Origin of the sequence: Basfia succiniciproducens, assembly GCF_011455875.1 — a bacterium.
In the GTDB taxonomy this organism is placed as follows: Bacteria; Pseudomonadota; Gammaproteobacteria; order Enterobacterales; family Pasteurellaceae; genus Basfia; species Basfia succiniciproducens.
Genome location: NZ_CP015031.1, coordinates 1,664,601 through 1,681,323, shown reverse-complemented (window position 1 = coordinate 1,681,323; position 16,723 = coordinate 1,664,601). Strand labels below are relative to the sequence as shown.

Sequence of the window (16,723 nt, the reverse complement as noted above, 5' to 3'; positions counted from 1 at the left end):
TCACCTCATGTATGAATTAATTGTTGTCTTAATCCGTTCCGTTCTGGAATGTGTTCAGTATATTGATTTTTAAAAGTGAGCGGTATATTATTTCTCTTAATTACTTGCCTATTTATCCAAATTATTATGTTTTCCGAACAAAGTTTTGCACGTTTATTAGACGTGATTCCTCACAATCAAACCTATCATTCACCGATTAAAGGTTTGATTATTCATCATTCTGATCATCCGTTTTCCTATGATAATGTGATACAAGAACCGAGTATCTGTATTGTTATTCGTGGTGAACGTGAAGTACAACTAGGGAACCAATGTTATTTATTTGACAACCGACATTTTATGTTCTGCCCCGTGAATGTACCAATGTGTGGTAAGGTTCTTCAAGCTACAGCAGAAGAACCTTTTGTGGTGATGTCAATGAAGATTGATTTACAAGCGGTGAATAAAATTCTGCTAGAACAGACCGCACTTTTTGCAAAAAACAGTGAAAATCAGACCGCTTTCGGACAGTGGCATTTAGATACTGAATTAGAAAATGCGTTTGAACGTCTATTGCTCTTGCACGAAAATACAAAATATATTGCTTTTTTAGCACCTTTAATTCAGCAAGAAATTTATTATCGATTATTGACGGGTGAACAAGGTGACAAACTCAAGCAAATGGTTAGCTTTGGTTCAAACACACAAAAAATCGCCAAAGCAACGGAATATTTAAAGGCGCATTACATCGAAACAATTACAGTCGAAAGCCTTGCAGAACTGTGCGGAATGTCGCTTTCCGGCTTTCACAACCATTTTAAAAAGCACACCACCCTTTCGCCGTTACAATATCAAAAATCGCTACGTCTAATGGAAGCTAACCGGTTAATTTCACAAGAAAATTTACCCATTTCTACTGCAGCATTCCAAGTCGGCTATGAAAGCCCAAGCCAGTTTAGCCGAGAATATAAACGTTATTTTGGCAAAGCTCCGAGTGTCCGATAGGTAAAAGTGTCGTTTGGGATTTAATGAGAAAATCAATATGCAAAAAATGCAACAGTTCAAAAAGAAGGTAAACGCCAGGTTAGGCGTGAAATTGAATATTACAACCTAGATGCGATTATCTCGGTGGGTTATCGGGTAAATTCGGTATTAGGTACAAAATTCCGTATCTGGGCTACCGCTCGCTTAAAAGATTATCTAACTAAAGGCTATGCCATCAACCAACAGCGTTTAAGCCAAAACGCTCACGAGTTGGAACAGGAATTGGCGCTGATTCAAAAAACAGCGAAATCCTCGGAATTAACGCTGGAAAGCGGTCGTGGTTTGTTTGGTGGACATTGTTAGCCGTTATACGCAAACATTTTTGTGGTTGCAACAATATGATGAAGGGTTGCTTGCCGAGCCTAAAGTGCAAACGGGCGGTACATTACCGACTTATACTGAAGCCAAACAAGCGTTACAATCATTAAAAATTCAGTTAATGGAACGTGGCGAAGCCTCGGGTTTATTTGGGCGTGAACGTGATGACGGCTTGTCCGCTATTTTAGGTAATTTAGATCAAACCGTATTCGGCGAACCAGCATACCCAAGTATTGAAAAGTCAAAGCCGCGCATTTGCTCTATTTCGTGGTCAAAAACCACCCGTTTTCAGACGGCAATAAACGCAGCGGTGCTTTCCTGTTTGTGGATTTCTTACACAGCAACGGTAGATTACTCAATGATGACGGTATTCCCGTCATTAATGACACAGGGCTTGCTGCACTCACTTTGCTTGTTGCAGAATCTGATCCAAAACAAAAAGGAACCTTGATTCGCCTTGTGATGCATATGCTTAAACAAGCCGACTAAACAAACCGTCTGGATTGGTTTATGGGGTAAATTCAATTTAAGTATATTTACTTAGGAGCAAGATATGTACACATTAGATAATGTGCGAGACGAAAAAGTGATCTTTAGGGAGTTAGAAAACCTATGCCAGCAAGCTGGTTACGCACATATAATTGCTTTCTTTTGTTTTAGAGATAATTCTATATTTTCTAATTCTGAACAAGTTACAACAGACGATATATTGGGACAATATAATGAGAATAGATTGATCAGAAATGAAATATCTCTACTCATTGGTTTAATGTGTAAGAAAGCGCTGGATTTAACAATTCCTGAACCGCAAATATTCCAAGAGACTATAGAGAAAACAGAATATTTATTAGCGGAATTACATTCATCAATGATAAAGCCTTCTTTTGATTCTAAATCAATAGAAGAATGGCTAGAATATATACAATCTGGAAAAATGCTAAGAGAACCTATATTTTATACCGGTGAATCAGCATATCATTTTCAGTATAGAGATTTATCAAAGCTAAAATATAGCTATGACAACGAGTGGTTTACTACTCAAAAAGGATATTCTGTCGAACAACTGTATCAAGTTATTGTAGCGTTAGAAGATATACAAGTAGAAAAAATAAAGAAAACATTAGAATCTTTGCAAAATAAGAATCCGCTTGGTTGGACAATACTGCCAGGATATATATTTTCTATACAAGATATTTTTATCAAAACAGAATTAGAGGTAAAAATTATAGAGAATATTATTAATTCTTTTTCTTTCTCGGAAAGAGATAATGACAATTTTAATTGTATAAATGATTTTAATGCCATTAATGCATACCCTATTCTACCATTAGGTGATGATAATTTCTTACTATTCCAATATTATAGCTTAGTGGAAGCGCTGTATGAGACGCCATTCTTTTGGTTCACCCAAGATTCTAATTATAAAAATAAAGCAATGGAGCATAGAGGACGATTTACAGAAGATTTTTCTTATGAACGACTAAAACTTGTTTTCGGTGAAAAAAATGTGTTTAAAAATGTTGACATAAAAGATACTAATAGTAATAAATTGGGAGAAATAGATGTATTAGTTATCTTTGGTAATAGAGCAATAATATTACAAGCAAAAGCTAAAAAATTAACAATTCTTGCTAGAGCAGGAAATGATAATGCTTTGCATGATGATTTTAAGAAAGCCATTCAAGCATCTTATGATCAGGCAGTAGAATGTGGAAAACTTTTATTAGAGCCCTCAAATAAACTAATCCTATCGTCAGGTGAAGAATTAAATATTAATAGAAATTTTACTGAAATATATCCTTTATCTATTGTTTCAGATCATTACCCTGCTTTAGCTACACAAGCTAGACATTTTTTAAAACAAGAAAAATATTCAGCTATTAAACCAGCTTTTGTGATAGATGTTTTTACTTTAGATGTAATTACAGAAATATTACAAACTCCACTATATTTTTTAAGTTATATTAATCGCCGAGTTATGTATGGTAATAAGCTTCATTCTGCTCATGAATTGACAGTCCTTTCTTACCATTTAAAAAATAATTTATATTTGGATGAAGAAAATTTAGTTTTATCACTTGATGATAATTTAAATGCTGAATTAGACCTAGTAATGCAGTCTAAAAGAACAGGATTGTCAAATAAAGATATCCCAGATGGTATATTAACTAAATATCAAGGAACATTCTTTGATAGATTGATTAAAGATATTGAAAATAATCCAAATCCTAAAGTCATTGATTTAGGATTTGAATTATTAATGTTAAATGAAGTTACAGTATCTGTGCTGAATGAAAATGTTAATAGAATTCAATTAACTAGTATCAGAGATAGAAAATTGCACGATCTTACTTTAACTTTTGATACTGAAGCTTCTTGTGGTCTTACTATCCACTGTACTAATGATCCTTACGATGTAGCTATGCCTAAATTAGATAGCCATTGCATGCTCAGGAAATATAAACATAAATCAGATCGTTGGTTTGGTATAGCCATTGATATTGACAATGCTAGAGTAAGATTTGGTGTAAATAAAATTTATAACTGGCAACAGTCCGATGAAATGGATCAAAATACAGAGTCCTTTCCTTTCTCTAGAAAAATGGTATACCCATCTGCCCATAAAGTAGGTCGAAATGAGCCCTGTCCATGTGGCAGTGGGAAAAAATACAAAAAGTGTTGTATTCCTAAATAAAATAACTCTCATATGAAATTATTTCAAAATTTATTATACAAACATGAAAACAACGATAGTAGCTAAGTATGAATTATAGATACAACTTTTTCTTTTAGAATTACATTAGGCTAATTAATAAAAACGTCGTCTGACTCCAAATTCAGACGACATTCCCTATTTCAAATTCCCAGCGTGAAATGCTATATACTTATCCACAACACGGAAAAAAACAATGTTAGAACAGCTTATCGCCCAGTTATACCAGCAAAAGAACGCTCAACAAGCCGTGCAGATGGCGGCGTATATGAAAGACCAATTCCCATTTTTAGGCATTCAAACGCCCGAGCGGAAACGTCTGTGTACCGCTTATTTCAAGCAAGAAAAAGCACAAAAACGCATTGACTGGCTGGCGGTAGAACGTCTTTGGGCATTGCCCGAACGTGAGTTTCAATACGTTGCCACCGATTATTTGCACACAATGCAGTCGTTTTTGAGCGAGCAGGATTTGCCCCGTTTGCAAGAGCTGGTTATCACCAAATCGTGGTGGGACACGGTGGATAGCTTGGATAGAACTATCGGCAATATTTGTTTCCCAAGCCAAATTATTGATAACACGATGTTGGCTTGGAGCAAGGCGGATAACATTTGGCTGCGCCGAGTGGCGATTGATCATCAGCTTCTACGCAAAGAGAAAACCAAGCAGGACTTGTTAAAACAGATTTTGCTGAATAATCTCAATCAAACCGAGTTTTTTATCAATAAAGCGATGGGCTGGATTTTGCGTGATTATTCCAAAACCAACCCCGACTGGGTGCGGGCGTTTCTCGCCGAAAACGAAGCGGGCTTGTCTAAGCTGACGATAAGAGAAGCAGGGAAGTATTTGTAGCCCTGCTACAAGCGGTTAAAATTTCTCAACAATTTGCAAAATTTAAGCGAAAAACAACCGCTTGCATTCGCTGCCCTTACGGCACGTCTTTCCCCATTGATGCACTGTAAACGCTGATCCAATCTTCTTCACTGAAAGTAATTTTAAGTGCGTCCACGGCGTTGCGGATTCGTTCGAGTTGTTCGCTGCCGATGACAGGTATAATTTTGGCAAACTCGGCTGGTTCGCCAGCCCCTTGCCGAACGCCGTTTCATTGGTAAAACCGCCGTAACAGGCAGCGTGGTCAAATGTGGTAATACCCAATTCCAGAATATTTTCAATCAGTTGCGTATATTGCGCAGACAAAAGTTGCCATTGATGCGCCCGCCAATAACCATGGCTGAAACGGCTGAGCGTAAGCCTGTCGTTGAGTTGAATTTGCATAATTACCTCGTTTTTTGGGGGAAGACGTTGTCTATTATAAGGCGTTGGATTATTGAGCAATAGTCAAAAGTTTGGAAAACAGTTTTGCGGAAAGCGGAAGGTTTTTGATTTTTTTATGGGTGTAACCATAAAAACATTAATATTGTAAAAGTTTTTATGGTTATACCCAAAATAAAAGAGTAAAATCATTGCTAATTTAGGATATACCCAAAAGATTTGACTATGATCAACCGGCCAAACTATCTTCAGCAACTCAAGCCATTTATCAATACACCTTTAATCAAAGTGATTACGGGGATCCGCCGTTCGGGTAAATCTACTGTGATGAAATTGCTACGAGCGGATCTTATGGCGCAAGGTATTGCTGAGCAGCAAATTATCCATATCAATTTTGAAAGTTTTGCATTTAGTGAGTTCAAAACCGCTAATAAGCTTTATGCCTTAGTGAAGGAAAAAATTCAAACCACAGATAAATACTATCTATTGCTTGATGAAATTCAGGAAGTTACCGACTGGGAAAAGGCAGTGAATGCTTTTATGGTGGATTTCAATTTGGACTTGTATATCACCGGTTCCAACTCGCATTTGCTCTCATCGGAACTTTCAACCTACCTTGCAGGGCGTTATGTGGAAATGCCGATTTTCACCCTGTCTTATAAGGAATTTTTGGATTTTAAGGCGGGCTACACCAACAAAACTGTCCAAAATTCGACCGCACTTTTTAATGAATATCTACAAAAAGGCGGCTTCCCGATGGTACATACGGCGGATTATCCGCAAGAAACGGTATATAAAATCGTGCAGGATATTTATGCTTCTGTGATTTTGCGGGATACCGTGCAGCGCCATAAAATCCGTGATGTGGAGCTGTTAGAACGTATTGTCAAATATGCTTTTGATAATATTGGCAACACCTTTTCAGGCAAAAATGTCGCGGATTATTTCAAAAGCCAACAGCGCAAAGTAGATGTCAATACCGTTTATAACTATCTTAAAGCCCTTGAATCCGCCTTTATTTTGCATCGAGTGGAACGCTTTGATCTCAAGAGCAAAGAAATCCTGAAAACCCAAGAAAAATTCTATTTGGGTGATGTCTCTTTGCTATACGCCACAATGGGCTTTCGCACCAGCCTGATTGCCGGCATTTTAGAAAATCTGGTTTATCTCGAACTCAAACGCCGTGGTTATCAGGTTTATATCGGCAAACTCGGCACGCAAGAAGTGGATTTTGTGGCGCAAAAGCAGAATGAAAAAGTCTATATTCAAGTTGCCTACAAATTAGAAAGCGAACAAACCGTTCAACGAGAATTTTCATCACTGCAAGCCATTGCCGATAATTACCCAAAATATGTGATTACAATGGATGATTTTTGGCAAGAAAATATTGATGGGATTGTACATCAGCATATTGGGGGGTTTTTGTTGGGGGAGTGATAAAAATACCGTCTGAAAATTATTTTTAGACGGTATTTTGAATTTATTCTTCTTGTTCCTCTGGATATTCTAATGGTGTAACAGAACTCCAACCTGAACGAGAAGGCATATTAGAAGAAAAAGTACATATAGTTACTCCTTCTGTTGCGACTACTTTTGCACCTCTATGTTTCAATGCTCTGATTATTGCTTTTCTCGGGTGATTTTTATCTTCTTTTGCTGAGGAAATAATAGCTATAAATTTATCTTCAGATGAAGGAAATGATAATTTTTCACCAAATAAGCTATCTAATAATTCAGATGATAAGTTTCGTCTTGAGCCATGATGTGGAACTTGGAATCGATGAATTTTAGGCATTATTCCACCATTAATTTCCTTTAGATATGTAACAGCTTCAGATAAAGTTTCAACTCCAGCGTCCCCAGTTAATAAGATATTTTGATTATTTAAAGAAGCATATTGGACAATACTCATTTCATTTTCACGGCTTGTTGATTTATCTGAAAGATTTTCATCTCCCCAAGCTGCTTTAATGAAACTAATTGCCGAATCCCAAATAGAACTTAATATACCAGTTGAAGCACTTTCTATACTTTCAGTAATAGTGTCAGGGGTTTTTTCTGAATCAGCCACAAGCTCCAAATACCTATATTTTGATGGAGCTAAAACTTGGAATTCCCCGATTTGTGCACCTTGGAATGGTTCGTAGATAGGAATGCCTTTGTTGTTTGCGATTTCTTCTAAAGCCAATAAATTAGGATAAATTTCTTTTAGTTTTTTAGATAAGCTATCAACATTTGACCATCTTTTAAATCTATCAATTAATAAGCTACTATATTCCCAAGGTCTTAACATCCATAGTTCACGAACATTGCATTCTTCTAAAACAGTTCTTAGCCCCATTGTATGATCAAGATCTTGATGAGTTACAATTACCCGATCAATATTTACAGTTCTACTTTGTCCATAATATTCCTTTATATGTGCAATTATTGAATTTCCTGTTGCTTCAAATCCACCATCAACAACATGAATTGTTTCATTACCATCAATAGAATACCTAATAGTAATTGCATCACCACTTTTCTTAGCTTCTACTGCCAAGAAATCAATTTCAAAAAAATCACTCACTTTTAGTTCCTTCTGTTTTTCCCATATTTGATGGGGATATTCCCCACACCATTTCTCCGATGCTTTCAAGCTTCTTCATGAATTTATCTATATTTAAGCCACAAAGGAATGATAAAGATAGTAGGCTTAATTGATTTAATTCATATTGTTCTGATGAACTAAATAATACTAGTCCTGCTTTTACAAATAGATAGCTAATTCCGCCTATAACTAGGCTAAGAATTGGACGTATTAGATACCAAATTAAATAATCATTATCCCACTTCTTAAAAACTGAGAAATTCAAATAGATAGCTCTTAAACAATAAACGCTACCACCAATTCCACCAATGAAAATACTATTCATAACAGAACTATACTCATTGAGAGATGTAATAATCCCCTTCCAAGTACTATCATCAGAAATATGTATGATGTTAGAAATAGCTAGCATTCCCATTAAATATATACACAATAGCAAAAATAAGTATATTGCTGTGGTTAGTGCAATTCCAAATTGACATTTTGAATACAATTTATACTCCTCTTTCTTAGGTATTTTGCTTTATATGGGTATAAATGAAGTATATTTCAACTCTCAAAGAGAGGTCAAAAATATGCAAAATTTTCTAAAATTCCCACCGCTTGTCTAATCCACAATCCGATTCCCAAAGAAATAAAACCCTAACCCACAAGCGATAATCAGTAAGCCGATAAATTGGGAAAGTTGAAATGGGCGTTGTGCCATACCGAGTAAACCGAAGTGGTCGATAACGGCGGCGGCACAGAGTTGCCCGACGATGATGAAAAACAGCATATTGGTGATGCCGAGTTTAGGGGCGAGTAAGATGGTGGTGAGTACCAAGCCTGCACCTAGAACGCCGCCGATAAGCTTCCACGGTTCAACATTGGGCAATTCTCGTAGTGATGCCGATAAATCCGCTTTCCATAAGCAGAGTAGTAATAATGCGATGGTACCGCTAGCAAAAGAGATGAAAGCAGACACTAAGGGCTGTCCGAACATCGCTTGAGCCAGTTTGCTGTTGATAGCAGCTTGTGAGGCTAGTGCGGTACCGGCAATAAGTGCGATTAAAATATAGGGTAAAGACATTGTTTTTCCTTTTAACAAATAAAAACTGCCTGAAAACTGTATCACGCTTTTCAGGCAGTTTGAAATTTTACTTATAGTGATTACGCAAGGGCTTATAAATAACAAAATTTAGCCATTAACGTATTCCTCAACTATTTCGCCCAAATCACCACATCTTCTTGCGGCTGACGGGCTTTTTGTGCGATTTCTTGGGTGCGGTAGCCGAAGGTTACGGCAACCGATACGCCCCATTCGTTGGCATCGAATAGACCCGCTTCGGATAATACACGGTTCATTTCCGCATAATTGAAACCTTCGATTGGACAAGAATCAATGCCCGCCATTGCCGCGCCTGTCATCATATTGCCTAATGCAATGTAAGTTTGTTTGCTGCACCAGTCAAACAGTGCGCGCTCGTCATTTAAGGTTTGCATATCGTTTTCTTGGAAATCTTTATATTTTGCCAAGGTTTTCTCAATAGCTTCAGGCTCGGTAACGCCGCGGCGTTTAATGCCTTCTAACATAAACGGTGTGTCAAAACGGGCGTTTTTCTTGGCAAGAATAACCACGATATGGCTTGCGCTATCTAAGGTACTTGCCATCCCCCAAGAAAACGGTTTGATGGCTTCACGTAGTTTCGGGTCTTGTAATACGATGAATTTCCACGGTTCTGAACCCACTGAGCTTGGTGATAAACGACCAAGTTCTAAAATAAAGTTAAAATCTTGTTCGCTGATTTTGCGAGTTTCATCGTAGTGACGGCAAGATTTACGGTTTTTGAAGGCGGAGAGAATTTGTTCTGTGCTTAAAATTGTCATTGAGCTTTCCTTTTAAATAAATGAAATTTGGCACATATTATAAATTGTTGTATTATTGAAAAATAGTAAAAGATAAACAAAACACCTTTGCAAAAATTACAACAATGAACACCAAAAACACCAGCGTTTACGCTTTAAAATTATTTTTACAAGTCCTTGAGCTGGGAAGTCTGTCGGAAGTTGCCCGCCGGGAGAATCTTTCCGCTTCTATGCTTTCCCGCTTAATTAAGCAACTCGAAGATGACTGGGGAGCCGCACTGTTTTACCGTAATACCCGAGCAATCACCCCCACGGAAACCGGTTTGTTACTGGCGGAATATGCGCGCCAAATCGTGAGCCAATTTCAAGCCGCCGAACAGGCGATTACCGCACAAACGGCAGAAATTGCCGGCACGGTGTGTATCAATGCCCCTGTGTTTTTTGGGCAATTGCATATTATTCCCCACTTGGCGGAACTACAAGCACGCTATCCGAATCTTATCATTAACTTAGTGCAAACGGATGATTATATCGACCCCTTTACCGATAGCACCGATATTATTTTCCGCCTTGCGCCGTTAAATGATAGTAGCTTGAAAGTAAGAATTTTGGCTCAACAGCATTTTTGTCTGGCCGCTTCGCCAAGTTATTTGCAGAAGTACGGTACGCCTAAGGCTCCTGCTGATTTGGCGAAACACCATGCTTTATTTTACAAAGGAAAAACGGGGACGTTACGCTGGCTATTACAAGAGGGAGAAAACTGGCAAGCCTGTTCGCCTAAAATTGCGCTGACCAGCAATAACGGCAATGCGATTGCGACGGCTTGCGTTCAAGGAATGGGCATTGCTTTACTGGCGAATTGGGCGGCGTCAGATTTATTGAAGGAAGGCAAGGTAGTTCGCTTATTACCTGAATATAATTTCTCGACACAAACAGTACCCGTTTATGTAGCGATGCTTTATCCGCAAACGGCTTTTATTAGCCCAAGTGTCCGCGCGGTATTGGATTATTTCAGAGAAATTTTTCAAGATAAAAGTTGGTAGGTAAAGAAAAGGCGAATATCATACTCGCTCTATTTATTGGATTATACTTTACGGCTATCTTGATGTGCTTTTGCCGCTTTTTATATTGGCTATGAAAGCCCGAACCAGTTCAGTCGCGAATTTAAACGCTATTTTGGTATGACGCCGAAACAAAATAAGAAATAAAATTTTTGTTATTTCAACATATTAGGATCCGTTTATCTTTTATAAACAAGCCCTAAAAGTGCGGTCAAAAAATGCGAAATTTTATCGCATTAAATCAGTCATAAAAAAAGCGTACCTTTGTACGCCTTTTCTTTTTAATTACAATTACTTACGCGCTAAAGGCGGCACAAATCCGATGCCTAAGTCCCAAGGTTGTTCAATCCATGTGTTTTGCGGAATATCAATCACATAATCATCTACTAACGGCGCGCCCGCCGGTTTTGCGAATACGGTAACGAATTTCGCTTTTGGATACATATTGCGAATTTCGCGCGCCGTGTTGCCGGTATCCACTAAATCGTCCACCACGATAAAACTTTCGCCGTCGGTTTCCGCTTTATGGATCACTTTTAAATCGCCTTGTTGGTCGTGATCATAGCTTGCGATACAGACGGTTTCGACATGACGTAGTCCTAATTCGCGCGCTAATACCGCAGCCGGGAACAAACCGCCGCGACTCACGGCAATAATGCCTTTCCATTGTGACGCCGGTAATAAACGTTCCGCTAATTTGCGTGCGTGCATGTGGAACATATCCCAGGTAACAACATATTTTTCGCTCATAAATTCACCTTTTTAACAATAATTGAAAGCGGAAAGCGCCGCCTAGTAAATAAAATTGCGTAAGGATAACCCGAAATGCGCTTTTATGCTATTATTTGCCTCATTATTTCATAAAAAAACCGCAAAAGTGCGGTCAGATTCGTCAGATTTTATAAAAAGGAAGCAATATGATGTCCGAAATTCAATCTCTTCAACCCCAATTACTCTGGAAATGGTTCGATCAAATTTGTGCAATCCCCCACCCTTCTCATCACGAAGAACAATTAGCCGAATTTATTGTGAACTGGGCAAAAGGAAAAGGATTTTATGCCGAGCGGGATGAAGCGGGCAACCTGTTAATCCGTAAACCGGCGACAAAAGGCATGGAACATTGTCAATCGGTCGCTTTACAGGCGCATTTGGATATGGTGCCGCAGGCAAATGAAGAAACAGACCATGATTTCACATCGGATCCGATTCAGCCTTATATCGACGGCGAATGGGTAAAAGCCAAAGGCACCACTTTAGGTGCGGATAACGGTATCGGCATGGCATCCGCGTTAGCCGTATTAGACAGTGAAAATCTCGTCCACCCTGCTCTGGAAGTATTACTGACCATGACGGAAGAAGTGGGCATGGACGGCGCGTTGGGTTTGCGCAAAAACTGGCTGCAATCCGAAATAATGATCAATACCGACACCGAAGACAACGGTGAGATTTATATCGGCTGCGCCGGCGGTGAAAACGCAGATTTAACCGTGCCTGTGCAATGGCGGGAAAATAATTATGAGCACTGTTATCAGATCAGTTTGAAAGGATTGCGCGGCGGTCATTCCGGTTGTGATATTCATACCGGACGTGCCAGCGCAATTAAAACTTTGGCGCGTTTTTTGGCAAATCTTCAGCAAAATCAACCGCACTTTGAATTTTCCCTTAGCGAAATCCGCGGCGGTTCCGTACGCAATGCGATTCCTCGCGAAGCTTTCGCGACCCTTTGTTTTAACGGTGAACCCGCAAATTTCACGCAAGGGGTAAAATCATTCGAAAGCCTGTTAAAAACGGAATTAGCCATTGCCGAACCGGATCTGCAGTTAACGGCGCAACCTGCCGAAAAAGCAACGAAAGTGTTCGCCCCAAATACGAAAAATAATGTCGTTAACCTGTTGAACGCGCTGCCGAACGGCGTAATTCGTAACAGTGATGTCGTTGAAAACGTAGTGGAAAGTTCATTAAGTATCGGCGTATTGAAAACTACGGAAGACGCGGTAAAAGGTACGATTTTAGTTCGTTCGTTAATTGAAAGCGGCACAAATTACATTAACGGTCTATTAATTTCCCTCACCGAACTTTGTGGTGCGAGCGTTCAATTCTCCGGCCGTTACCCGGGTTGGGAACCGCATGCGGAAACGCCGATTTTAGCCTTAACTAAAGAAATTTACGGCGAATTGCTCGGTTATGAGCCGGCGATTAAAGTGATTCACGCCGGGCTTGAATGCGGCTTATTGAAGAAAATTTATCCGGCGTTGGATGTGGTATCTATCGGTCCGACTATTGTGAACGCGCACTCACCGGATGAAAAAGTACATATTCCGGCGGTACGGACTTATTGGGAATTGCTGACCAAAGTACTGGCGGGCATACCGGCGAAAAAATAGCCTTTAAAAGTGCGGTTAAAATTTGACAAATTTTGGGGCGTAGATTTTACGCCCTTATTCATTACTTATCATTTAAGCAATTGTGATAAGTGCTTAATTAGGAAAGCAAATGACTTTATTAAAATATATCTTGATTGCACTAATCAGCCTTATTTTACTATTGGCGGCGAGTGCGGTTATTTTTATGCAAACTAAGCCTTTCGGCAAACATCCCGAAGGGCAAAGGCTGGCGCGTATTGAACAATCCGTTCACTACAAAGCGGGAAAATTCGTCAACCATTTACCAACCGAAGTTCAAACCACCGATAAACCGCTTTGGAAAATATGGTATGACTTTTTATTCCAACAAATAGATCACCTTACGCCGAATCGCCCGCTTCCTGTGGTAAAAACCGATTTGCAGCAATTAAGTCGGGAGAAAAACTTTATTGTTTGGTTCGGTCATTCGTCTTATTTAATTCAATTGGACGGAAAGCGTTTTTTAGTGGATCCGGTGCTGGTTTCCGGCTCACCGTTGTCTTTTGCCAATAAAATGTTTCAAGGTACCAATCTGTATCAGCCGCAAGATATGCCCGATTTCGATTATTTGGTTATCACTCATGATCACTGGGATCATCTGGATTATGAAGCGGTTATCCAACTAAAAAACAAAATGAAGGAAAAAGTAATTACAAGCTTGGGCGTGGGCGCTCATTTGGAATATTGGGGTTATCCCGCAGAACGTATTATTGAAATGGACTGGAATGAAAAAACCGAACTTGAAAACCATTTCAAAATTACCGCCCTGCCCGCCCGCCATTTTTCCGGCAGAGGCATTGTTCGCAATAAAACCTTGTGGTCTTCATTTATGTTGGAAGTGCCCGGCGAGACTATTTATCTGGGCGGCGACAGCGGTTATGACCCTATTTATCAGGAAATCGGGCAACGTTTTAACATTAGTTTGGCCTTAATGGAAAATGGTCAATACAATAAAGATTGGGCGAATATTCATATTCAGCCCGAACAATTGACACTAGCGGTAAAAGCGCTGCGTCCAAAACGTTTAATGACCGTGCATAACGCCAAATTCGCCCTCGCCCGACACGACTGGCGCGCACCTTTAGAACAGATTTACCGAAACGCGCAAAAAGAAAACTTCAACTTATTCACGCCAAAAATCGGTGATGTTTTCTATTTTTCGGAACAAGGCGAAGCGGACAGCCCAAATTTTCGGGAACCTTGGTGGCAAAGCGTAGAATAATCGGTTTTTATTTATATCTTCATAAAATTTATAAAAAACCGACCGCACTTTGCAAAATAAACGCCGTTCGGCGATTTTTCCGCTACGCAAACGTTAAAATTTCATTACACTTTTTGTTAAAAGTCGCTTAGAATCTATATGTACTGATGATTTTTTAGTAAATATGAGAATAAATTATGTCTAGAGCTCTTAATTTTGTGATGATCTCACCACATTTCCCGACAAATTTTGAAACCTTTGCCGTTCGTATGAGAGAAAAAGGAATCAATACATTAGGTATTGCCGATACGCCTTACGAACAATTAAGCGAAACATTACGCAACAATCTAACAGAATACTATCGTGTTGATAATATGGAAGATTATGAACAGGTTTATCGCGCCGTCGGTTATTTTGCCCATAAATACGGTCGCATCGATCGCGTAGAATCCCATAATGAATACTGGCTGGAACTAGATGCGAAACTACGCACCGATTTCAATGTGTTTGGTTATAAAAATGACGATATGTTAGCTATAAAAACCAAAGCGCAAATGAAAGAAGTATTCCGCAAATCCGGTTTAAAAGTGGCAAAAGGCCGTGTATTTAAAGATGATGAAGATGCGCGTAAACTGGCAAAGCAGCTTAAATTTCCGGTTATCGTTAAGCCGAATTCCGGCGTGGGTGCAAGCGACACTTATAAAATTAAAAGTGCGGTGGAATTGGAAGACTTTTTCGGCTATAAAAACCCGAACGTCGAATATATTATGGAAGAATTTATCGACGGCGATATCGTGACCTTCGACGGTTTAACGGATCACGACGGTAAAATCGTGTTCTATTCAAGCCTTGAATATTCCGAAGCGGTGCTTGATACGGTAGAAAAAGACGGCGATATGTTCTATTACGTGCCCCGTGAAATCTCTCCGAAATTAGTAAAACTCGGCGAACAATGCGTAGAAGCCTTTAACGTGCGCGAGCGTTTCTTCCACTTTGAATTCTTCCGGGTAAAAAAATCAGGCGAATTACTGCCGCTTGAAATCAACTGTCGTCCGCCGGGCGGTTTAACCATCGATATGTGGAACTATGCCAATGATTTCGACGTATTCCGTGAATACGCCAATGTGGTGACGGAAAATAAATTCTATTCCGACATTACACATCCTTGGAATGTGGTTTATATTTCCCGCAAAGCCAATCAAAACTATGTAAATTCAATTGATGATGTTTGTCAAAAATTCGGCGATAACATCATCAGCGTACAAACCGTGCCTGGCGTATTTGCCAAAGTAATGGGCGAGCACGGTATTTTGGTGAGAACGAAAACCATTGAGCAAATGCGTGAAATCGTGCAATTTGCCCAAGCAAAACAGTAATTCGGTTCACCTCCGTTTTATTGTAATAAGGCGCACCTGGTTATGTGCACCCTCTTTGTAACTTATACCGGAGAATATTTTTATGCATTTTGAAAGAAGAAGCCAATGGAGCAGTGAATTAGGACGCGAGATGTACTTCAACGTATACGGTCATACCGGCAAACCCGTTATTGTATTTCCTTCTTCGGGCGGCAATCAGGAAGAATATGCCAATTTCGGTATGATCGATGCCTGCCGTTCTTTTATTGATCGCGGTTTAATCAAAATTTATACGCCGGATTCTTATGATAAAGAATCCTGGCTCGCTACCTGGAAATCCGGTCATGATATGGCATTAGCCCATAACGCTTATGATCGCTATATCGTACACGAGCTTGTGCCGTTAATCCGTCACGAATCCCAATGGAACGGTACTATGATCGCAACAGGTTGCAGCATGGGCGCATTCCACTCCGTGAACTTTGCCCTTCGCCACCCGGATTTGTTCGACACCACTATCGCATTAAGCGGTGTGTATGACGCCCGTTTCTTTACCGGCGAATTCTATGGTGACCCGACCGTGTATTTCAACTCGCCGATAGACTCCCTTTGGGGACAAAACGACGATTGGTTCTTAAACCAATATCGCCGCAATCATTTTATTGTGGCTGTCGGTCAAGGCGCTTGGGAAAATGAGCATGTCAGTGATACGGTTCGCTTACAGGAAGCTTTCAACGCAAAAGGTATTCCCGCTTGGTTTGATTACTGGGGCGAAGACGTTGATCACGATTGGCCTTGGTGGCGCAAACAAATGCCGTTTTTCTTATCAAAACTGGAAGAACAAGGCATTATTTAACGCCCAAACTAAAAACGGATGCACAAGCATCCGTTTTTGCTGAAATTTCTAAAAAAACGACCGCACTTTTCGCTTATTTAGTGCGTTTT

The 16,723-nt window shown here is 39.5% G+C and carries 16 protein-coding genes and 1 pseudogene; 11 read left to right on the top strand and 6 right to left on the bottom strand.

Going from position 1 to position 16,723, the window contains the following annotated elements; all coding sequences use genetic code 11:
• Positions 1–126: 126 nt before the first annotated feature.
• The 4 genes and pseudogenes from A4G13_RS07745 (at position 127) to A4G13_RS07725 (ending at position 4,904) form a co-directional block, all read left to right on the top strand.
• Positions 127–984, top strand: a complete 858-nt coding sequence (locus A4G13_RS07745) for an AraC family transcriptional regulator (RefSeq protein WP_090656574.1) — start codon at positions 127–129, stop codon at positions 982–984.
• A 54-nt stretch (positions 985–1,038) separates the two neighbouring features.
• Positions 1,039–1,830 (top strand): annotated as a pseudogene (locus tag A4G13_RS10560) (type II toxin-antitoxin system death-on-curing family toxin); the annotation flags it as partial.
• A 64-nt stretch (positions 1,831–1,894) separates the two neighbouring features.
• A complete protein-coding gene (locus A4G13_RS07730; protein WP_090656517.1) occupies positions 1,895–4,036 on the top strand; it encodes a YecA family protein in 2,142 nt (713 codons plus the stop codon).
• Positions 4,037–4,250: 214 nt separating this feature from the next.
• Complete coding sequence (locus A4G13_RS07725; protein WP_090656520.1) at positions 4,251–4,904, top strand: DNA alkylation repair protein; 654 nt, start codon at positions 4,251–4,253, stop codon at positions 4,902–4,904.
• 42 nt (positions 4,905–4,946) lie between these two features.
• Here the strand turns inward: A4G13_RS07725 and A4G13_RS10555 are convergent, their stop codons facing one another.
• Positions 4,947–5,327: a hypothetical protein gene (locus tag A4G13_RS10555; protein ID WP_090656523.1), complete on the bottom strand. Its 381-nt coding sequence runs from the start codon at positions 5,325–5,327 to the stop codon at positions 4,947–4,949.
• A gap of 222 nt (positions 5,328–5,549) precedes the next feature.
• On the opposite strand from A4G13_RS10555, the gene A4G13_RS07715 reads away from it, so the two are divergent.
• Entirely contained in the window at positions 5,550–6,761 is a 1,212-nt protein-coding gene (locus tag A4G13_RS07715; protein ID WP_090656525.1) for an ATP-binding protein, read from the top strand.
• Between the two features lie 43 nt (positions 6,762–6,804).
• On the opposite strand, the gene A4G13_RS07710 is transcribed toward A4G13_RS07715, so the two are convergent.
• The 4 genes from A4G13_RS07710 to A4G13_RS07695 all read right to left on the bottom strand — a co-directional run bounded on the left by A4G13_RS07710 (position 6,805) and on the right by A4G13_RS07695 (position 9,780).
• Positions 6,805–7,893, bottom strand: a complete 1,089-nt coding sequence (locus tag A4G13_RS07710) for a ComEC/Rec2 family competence protein (RefSeq protein ID WP_090656528.1) — start codon at positions 7,891–7,893, stop codon at positions 6,805–6,807.
• A complete protein-coding gene (locus A4G13_RS07705) occupies positions 7,886–8,407 on the bottom strand; it encodes a hypothetical protein (protein ID WP_090656531.1) in 522 nt (173 codons plus the stop codon). The genes A4G13_RS07710 and A4G13_RS07705 overlap by 8 nt, the downstream gene beginning before the upstream one ends.
• A 114-nt stretch (positions 8,408–8,521) precedes the next feature.
• Entirely contained in the window at positions 8,522–8,983 is a 462-nt protein-coding gene (locus A4G13_RS07700) for a DMT family transporter (RefSeq protein WP_090656534.1), read from the bottom strand.
• 131 nt (positions 8,984–9,114) lie between these two features.
• Positions 9,115–9,780 carry an NAD(P)H-dependent oxidoreductase gene (locus A4G13_RS07695; protein ID WP_011201269.1) on the bottom strand — a complete coding sequence of 222 codons (666 nt, stop codon included), beginning with the start codon at positions 9,778–9,780 and terminating at the stop codon, positions 9,115–9,117.
• Between the two features lie 104 nt (positions 9,781–9,884).
• On the opposite strand from A4G13_RS07695, the gene A4G13_RS07690 reads away from it, so the two are divergent.
• Positions 9,885–10,802 (top strand): LysR family transcriptional regulator, encoded by a 918-nt coding sequence (locus A4G13_RS07690; protein WP_090656537.1) that lies wholly within the window; start codon positions 9,885–9,887, stop codon positions 10,800–10,802.
• An 84-nt stretch (positions 10,803–10,886) separates the two neighbouring features.
• Complete coding sequence (locus A4G13_RS07685; protein WP_090656576.1) at positions 10,887–10,967, top strand: helix-turn-helix domain-containing protein; 81 nt, start codon at positions 10,887–10,889, stop codon at positions 10,965–10,967.
• 144 nt (positions 10,968–11,111) lie between these two features.
• On the opposite strand, the gene gpt is transcribed toward A4G13_RS07685, so the two are convergent.
• On the bottom strand, positions 11,112–11,570 hold the full coding sequence (gene gpt, locus A4G13_RS07680; RefSeq protein WP_090656540.1) for a xanthine phosphoribosyltransferase: 459 nt from the start codon (positions 11,568–11,570) through the stop codon (positions 11,112–11,114).
• Between the two features lie 170 nt (positions 11,571–11,740).
• Between gpt and A4G13_RS07675 the strand changes: the two genes are divergently transcribed.
• The 4 genes from A4G13_RS07675 to A4G13_RS07660 all read left to right on the top strand — a co-directional run bounded on the left by A4G13_RS07675 (position 11,741) and on the right by A4G13_RS07660 (position 16,634).
• Entirely contained in the window at positions 11,741–13,204 is a 1,464-nt protein-coding gene (locus tag A4G13_RS07675; protein ID WP_090656579.1) for an aminoacyl-histidine dipeptidase, read from the top strand.
• A gap of 109 nt (positions 13,205–13,313) precedes the next feature.
• A complete protein-coding gene (locus A4G13_RS07670) occupies positions 13,314–14,444 on the top strand; it encodes an MBL fold metallo-hydrolase (RefSeq protein ID WP_165898027.1) in 1,131 nt (376 codons plus the stop codon).
• Between the two features lie 176 nt (positions 14,445–14,620).
• Positions 14,621–15,799: an ATP-grasp domain-containing protein gene (locus tag A4G13_RS07665; protein WP_011201276.1), complete on the top strand. Its 1,179-nt coding sequence runs from the start codon at positions 14,621–14,623 to the stop codon at positions 15,797–15,799.
• 82 nt (positions 15,800–15,881) lie between these two features.
• Positions 15,882–16,634, top strand: a complete 753-nt coding sequence (locus tag A4G13_RS07660) for an esterase family protein (protein ID WP_011201277.1) — start codon at positions 15,882–15,884, stop codon at positions 16,632–16,634.
• Positions 16,635–16,723: the final 89 nt, after the last annotated feature.